Here is a 6,617-nt window from a genome sequence, read left to right on the forward strand (position 1 = left end):
TTCGACGCTGTGAAACGATACGAAAGCAGAGGCCTTCGAGCCCAGGATTGGATAATGACCACCTCTCAAGCCATCTCCCAGGCTGCCGGCGCGAAAGCGCATACCCATTTGACCGCGGCCGAGCTGGTCGAATATGCCCTGGCGAGGGGCGAAGGCGTGCTGGCCGACAATGGCGCACTGGTGGTGGAAACTGGCGAGCGCACCGGCCGGTCCACGCTGGACCGTTTCATCGTCGAGGAGCCCTCGCCCTCGGATCTGATCGACTGGGGCCAGGTCAACCGTCCGATCGGGCCGGACGTGTTCGATGCGCTGTGGGAGCGGGTGGAGGACTATCTGGCGGGGGGAGAGACCTTCGTTTCGGAACTCCACGTCGGTGCCGATCCGGAATACTACCTGCCGATTCGCGTCGTCACGCAGAGGGCGTGGCACAACCTTTACGCACGCAATCTGTTCGTGCGTCCCGAAAACTGGAACCCCAAGGACAAGAGCGAGTGGACGGTGCTGAGCGCACCTGATTTCGTCTGCGAGCCGCAGCGCGATGGCACTCGCTCCGAAAGCACGGTGATGATCAATTTCGCCCGCCGCCGGGTGCTGCTGGCCGGCATGCGCTACGCGGGTGAAATGAAGAAGGCGATGTTCTCGGTTCAGAACTTTCTGCTGCCGGAGAAGGACGTGTTGCCGATGCACTGCAGCGCCAACGTCGGCGAGGACGGCGAGACCACGCTGTTCTTCGGCCTCTCCGGCACCGGCAAGACCACGCTGTCGGCGGACCCCGAGCGCTATCTCATCGGCGATGACGAGCACGGCTGGGGAGAGGGCACCGTCTTCAACTTCGAAGGGGGGTGCTACGCCAAGACCATCGATCTGTCACGCAAGAACGAGCCGATCATCTGGGATGCCATCCGCTTCGGCACCGTGCTGGAAAACGTGGTTCTCACCGAGGACCGCATTCCCGATTATACCGATGACAGCCTGACCCAGAACGGCCGGGCGGGGTATCCGCTCGAGTTCGTCGCCAAGCGGGTGGAGGAGAATCGCGCTGGCGAACCCAGCGCGATCATCTTCCTGACCTGCGACATGAGCGGGGTGCTGCCGCCGGTCTCGCTGCTCTCCAAGGAAGCGGCTGCCTATCACTTCCTCTCCGGCTACACGGCCAAGGTCGGGTCCACCGAGATGGGCTCCACCAGCGGCCTGGAAGCGACTTTCTCGACCTGCTTCGGGGCGCCGTTCTTTCCGCGTCCGGCCCACGAATACGCCGAACTGCTGATCAAGCGTATCGAAGCGTTCGAATCCCGGGTCTATCTGGTCAACACGGGGTGGAGCGGCGGCGCTTACGGTCAGGGCGGCAGCCGCTTCAGCATCCCGACCACCCGGGCGATCATCCGCGCCATTCAGGAGGGTGACCTGAAGGACGTCGAGACGCGCCATATCGAAGGGCTGAACCTGGATGTGCCGGTGGCGGTGGAGGGCGTCGATGCCAGACTGCTCGATCCGCGCGATGCCTGGGAGGATCGGGAAGCCTATCGAGAGCAGATGAATGCGCTGATCGCCAAGTTCACGGACAACTTCACCAAGTTCGACGATGTCGATTCGGCGATTCTGGCCGCCGGCCCGCAGAGGCTCTGACCGGTCCCGTCGAAAGACGACATTCTGCCGCAAGCGCGCTGCCGGCCCCGTTCGGCACTGCATCAAGGGGATGGCCAGCGGCCATCCCCTTTCGATTCCGGCGTTGCGATGCGCCGGAGAGTGAGCCCCGTGCGTCGCTGTGCTAACGTGGCGCGATCTTGTTCATCGTGATGATTTTCATGTCCAACACCCAATCCGCAATCACCGCGCTGATCGCCGACGAGCTCGGCGTTCGCCCCCCTCAGGTTCATGCCGCCGTCGAACTGCTGGATGGCGGCGCCACCGTCCCGTTCATCGCCCGCTACCGCAAGGAAGTCACCGGCGGACTCGACGACAGCCAGCTCCGCACGCTGGAAGAGCGCCTGCGCTACCTGCGTGAAATGGAGGAGCGGCGCGATGCGATCGTGCAGGCGATCGACGAGCAGGGGCAGATGACCGAGGCGCTCCGTGCCGATCTGCTGGCGGCGACCACCAAGCAGCGGCTGGAAGACCTCTATCTGCCTTATCGGAAGAAACGCCGGACCAAGGCCCAGATCGCCCGCGAAGCCGGGCTGGAACCCCTGGCCGATCGCCTGCTGGCCGAGCCCGGTCTGGATCCGGAACGCGAGGCGGCAGCGTTCATCGACAGCGCCACCGGCGCCAGCCATGGTGTCGAGGACGCCAAGGGCGCGCTGGACGGTGCCAAGCAGATCCTGATGGAGCGCTTCAGTGAAGAGGCCGAGCTGGTCGGTCGGCTACGCGAGCGACTGTGGGAGGATGGCCAGCTGCGTGCCCGGCTGGTCAAGGGCAAGGAGGCGGAAGGCAGCAAGTTCTCGGACTATTTCGAGCACGACGAGGCGCTGGCCAAGACGCCATCGCACCGCGCGCTGGCGATGTTCCGGGGGCGCAAGGAGGGGGTGCTGGCTCTCTCGCTGGTCATGGACGGCGAGGACGACGCGCCGATCCATCCTGCCGAGGTGGCGATCGCCCGCCATGTGGGTATCGACCTGGGTGCCGAGCAGGCCGCCTCTCGATGGCTGAAGGAAGTGGTTCGCTGGACCTGGCGGGTGAAGCTCTACACCCATCTGGAAACCGAACTGATGGGCCGTCTGCGGGAGCGGGCCGAGCAGGAGGCGATCGATGTCTTCGCCGCCAACCTCAAGGATCTGTTGCTGGCGGCACCCGCCGGACCGCGCACCACGCTGGGGCTCGACCCCGGCCAGCGCACGGGCTGCAAGGTCGCCGTCGTCGATGCCACCGGGCGTTTCCTGGAGCAGGCCGTCATCTATCCGCACGCGCCGCAGAAGCGCTGGGACGAGGCGCTGGCGACCCTGGCCGCGCTGGTGGAGCGCCATGACGTGTCGCTGGTGGCGATCGGCAACGGTACCGCCAGCCGTGAAACCGACAAGCTGGCCGCCGAACTGGTCAAGCGCGTGGCGCCACGCCAGCTCACCAAGGTGATGGTGAGCGAAGCCGGCGCATCGGTCTACTCGGCATCGGAGCTGGCGGCCAGGGAGTTTCCCGACCTCGATGTATCGATTCGCGGGGCGGTATCGATCGCCCGGCGACTGCAGGACCCGCAGGCCGAGCTGGTCAAGATCGATCCCAAGTCGATCGGTGTCGGCCAGTATCAGCACGATGTCTCCCAGGTGAACCTGTCCCGGAGCCTCGAGACGGTGATCGAGGACTGCGTCAACGCGGTGGGCGTGGATCTCAACACCGCCTCCAGCGCGCTGCTCTCCCGGGTATCCGGCCTGAGCACGATGCTCGCCGACAACATCGTGGCGCGGCGCGACCGCGAGGGGCCGTTTCGCACCCGTCAGGAGCTCCTCGGCGTCGACAGATTGGGTCCCAAGACTTTCGAGCAGTGTGCGGGCTTCCTGCGCATCATGGGCGGCGCCAATCCGCTCGATGCCAGCGCGGTGCACCCTGAGGCCTACCCACTGGTGGCGCGCATTGCCGAGCGCAACGGGCGCGAACTGGGCGGGCTGATCGGAGACAGCCGCTATCTCAAGACGCTCAAGCCCTCGGACTACGTCGACGAGGCGTTCGGGGTGCCGACGGTCATCGATATCCTGGCTGAACTCGACAAGCCGGGCCGCGATCCCCGCCCGGAATTCAAGGCAGCGACCTTTCGCGAGGGCGTGGAGAAGATCGGCGATCTCGAGCCGGGCATGCTGCTGGAGGGTGTCGTCACCAACGTGACCCATTTCGGCGCCTTCATCGATATCGGCGTGCACCAGGACGGGCTGGTGCATATCTCCGCGCTGGCCGACAAGTTCGTCGACGATCCGCGGCAGGTGGTCAAGGCCGGCGATATCGTCAAGGTCAAGGTGCTCGAGGTCGACGTGGCGCGACAGCGGATCGGATTGACGATGCGACTGGGTGACGCACCCGGTGAGAAAGCGGCCCCCGGCGAGCGCCGGTCGGGCAGCGGCAAGCCTCGTGGCGGGGCGCGGGGTCGTCAGCCGCGACAGGGTGGCAATGATCGCCAGCCCGCGCAGCCGGGCGGCGCGATGGCCGAGGCGCTGCTCAAGGCGCAGCGACGACGCTAGGGAGTGTTGGCGTTTCACGCACGCTCGCGCCGGAACGACAACACTCCTGATACCGGGCCGCGAAGTCGTTAGCCTTGAAAGCGCTATCGTCGGCTCCATAATGAGGTTTGGCTCGCGGTGGCTCCGGCGACAGCAATGGCGTCCGGAGCCGTCGGCGCACGGACAAACGGGGGAGCAGAGCTCTTCCCACGAAATAAGGTGTTGAGCGTGTCTGATCAACTCGCCACGAACGTCGGCCAACTGATGGCGCCGGCCCAGAAGGGATTGCTCGGTCGTCTACGGCGGGGCATCGAGAAGGAAGGGCTGCGTGTCGATTCCAAGGCCGCCATCGTGCAGACCCTCCATCCGCACTCGCTCGGCTCGAAGCTGACCCACCCCCACATCACCACCGACTACTCGGAGGCGCTGCTCGAGTACATCACCCCGGTCTATTGTCGTCCTGCCGATGCGCTCTCGTTCCTGGGTGATCTGGTCCGCTTCACCTATCGTCAGCTCGACGACGAGTGGCTGTGGCCGGCCAGCATGCCGGCGCGGCTCTCCGGCAACGACAGCGTACCGATCGCCGACTACGGCACGTCCAACGTCGGCACCATGAAGCATGTCTACCGCAAGGGGCTGGATGTACGCTACGGCCGCATCATGCAGTCGATTGCCGGCATTCACTACAACGTCTCTCTGCCGGATGACATCTGGCCGCTGCTGCGGGAACAGGAGGGGCGGCAGGGCGAATCGCTGCAGGGGTATCGCTCGGCCCGCTACTTCGATCTGATCCGCAACTTCCGCCGCAACAGCTGGCTGCTGCTCTATCTGTTCGGTGCCTCCCCGGCGCTGGACCGCAGCTTCCTGGGGGAGGAGGGCGGCGACAATCGCTGCGACAAGCTGAAGTCGATGGGCCAGCGCACGCTCTACGCGCCCTACGCGACCAGCCTGCGGATGTCCGATCTGGGCTATCAGAACAAGGTCCAGGAGCAGTTGAAGATCTGCTTCAACTCGCTCTCCAATTATGTCGGCACGCTCCGTCACGCCATCTCCGCCGAGTGGCCGGATTATCGCCGGATCGGTGTGGAGGTGGACGGCGAGTGGCGACAGCTCAGCGCCAACATTCTGCAGATCGAAAACGAGTACTACAGCGACATCCGTCCGAAACGGGTGGCGCGACACGACGAGACGCCCACGCAGGCTCTGGAAGCGCGCGGCGTCGAATATATCGAGGTGCGTTGTCTCGATCTGAATCCGTTCCTGCCGCTGGGAATCGATGAGCCGCAGATGCGTTTCATGGATACCTTCCTGCTCTGGTGCCTGCTCTCCGAGAGTCCCTGGATTCCGGACGAGGAGTGCGACCGGCTGGACGACAATCGCCGGCTGGTGGTCGAGCGCGGCCGCGATCCGGATCTGAAGCTGCGGATTGGCGATCGTCACTTGCCGCTGCGGACTCGGGGCCACGAGATCGTCGATGGGCTGCGCGAGGTCGCCGGCCTGCTCGACGCCATCGAGGGCGACTGTCTTCACGCTGCCGCCATCGAGACGATTGCCCGGCGGCTCGACGACCCGGAGCTGACCCCCTCGGCGCAGATGCTGCGGGCTCTGGAGGCGCATGGCGGTGAGTGGACCGATTTCATTGCCGATCTGGCCAAGGAGCAGGGGCGTCATTGGCGCTCGACGCCGATGGACGAGTCGCGTGCCGAACTCTTTTCCCAACTGGTCGAGACGTCGCACCAGCAGCAGCACGACATCGAAGCCGAAGACCGGGTGTCGTTCGCACGCTTCATCACTGATTATTTCCAGCGGGCGAGGGAACCTCGTTCGGCGGCGTGAGTCAGTGAATCCGTAACGTTCGGCGAGAGCCCAGGATCGGCTGTCGTGAAATGGAAGCACGGCCGGTGCTGGACCGCACTGGCCCTCAGTGGAAACGAGACATGCAAATCAAGCGTTGGGTGGCGCAAGCCAGTATGCGTCAGTGGTGCCTGCTGGGGCTGTTGATGTCCTGCTTCATGATGGCGGTCGCGCTCTACCTGCAGTATGGCGTCGGCCTCGAGCCTTGCCCCTTGTGCATCTTCCAGCGCGTTGCGGTGATCTCCGCGGGTGTCGTATTCCTGATCGGGGCGATTCACAACCCCGGCAAATCCGGAGGCCTGGTCTATGCGCTACTCGCTCTGATTGCCGTGCTGACGGGCATCGGCGTGGCGGGGCGGCATGTCTGGCTGCAGACCCTGCCACCGGACAGCGTGCCAAGCTGTGGGCCCGGCCTGGACTACATGATGGACATGCTGCCGTTGTGGGATGTCATGGCCCGCGTACTCCACGGTTCCGGTGAGTGCGCGGCCGTCGAGGGGGCGCTGTGGGGCGTCACGTTGCCGCAATGGACACTGTTGGGTTTCGTCGTCATGGCGACCATTCCGGTGATGATGTTGGTATCCCGATTGCGCTACAGTGGCAGGACGGTCCGCGAACCGGCAG

General features: G+C 64.9%; 4 protein-coding genes. All 4 read left to right on the forward strand.

Features of this window, described 5'->3' with window-relative positions; translation table 11 throughout:
- The first annotated feature begins 54 nt into the window (after positions 1 to 54).
- Positions 55 to 1,626, forward strand: coding sequence for a phosphoenolpyruvate carboxykinase (locus AC3AYF_RS16740; RefSeq protein ID WP_295038601.1), 1,572 nt, complete (start codon positions 55 to 57; stop codon positions 1,624 to 1,626).
- 179 nt (positions 1,627 to 1,805) lie between these two features.
- A complete protein-coding gene (locus AC3AYF_RS16745) occupies positions 1,806 to 4,160 on the forward strand; it encodes a Tex family protein (protein WP_295038603.1) in 2,355 nt (784 codons plus the stop codon).
- Positions 4,161 to 4,403: 243 nt separating this feature from the next.
- A complete protein-coding gene (gshA, locus tag AC3AYF_RS16750; RefSeq protein ID WP_295038626.1) occupies positions 4,404 to 5,975 on the forward strand; it encodes a glutamate--cysteine ligase in 1,572 nt (523 codons plus the stop codon).
- A 101-nt stretch (positions 5,976 to 6,076) separates the two neighbouring features.
- Positions 6,077 to 6,617 (forward strand): disulfide bond formation protein B (locus AC3AYF_RS16755; RefSeq protein ID WP_487780044.1); only part of this gene is annotated, 541 nt, incomplete at its 3' end.

It is taken from the genome of Salinicola sp., assembly GCF_982684285.1.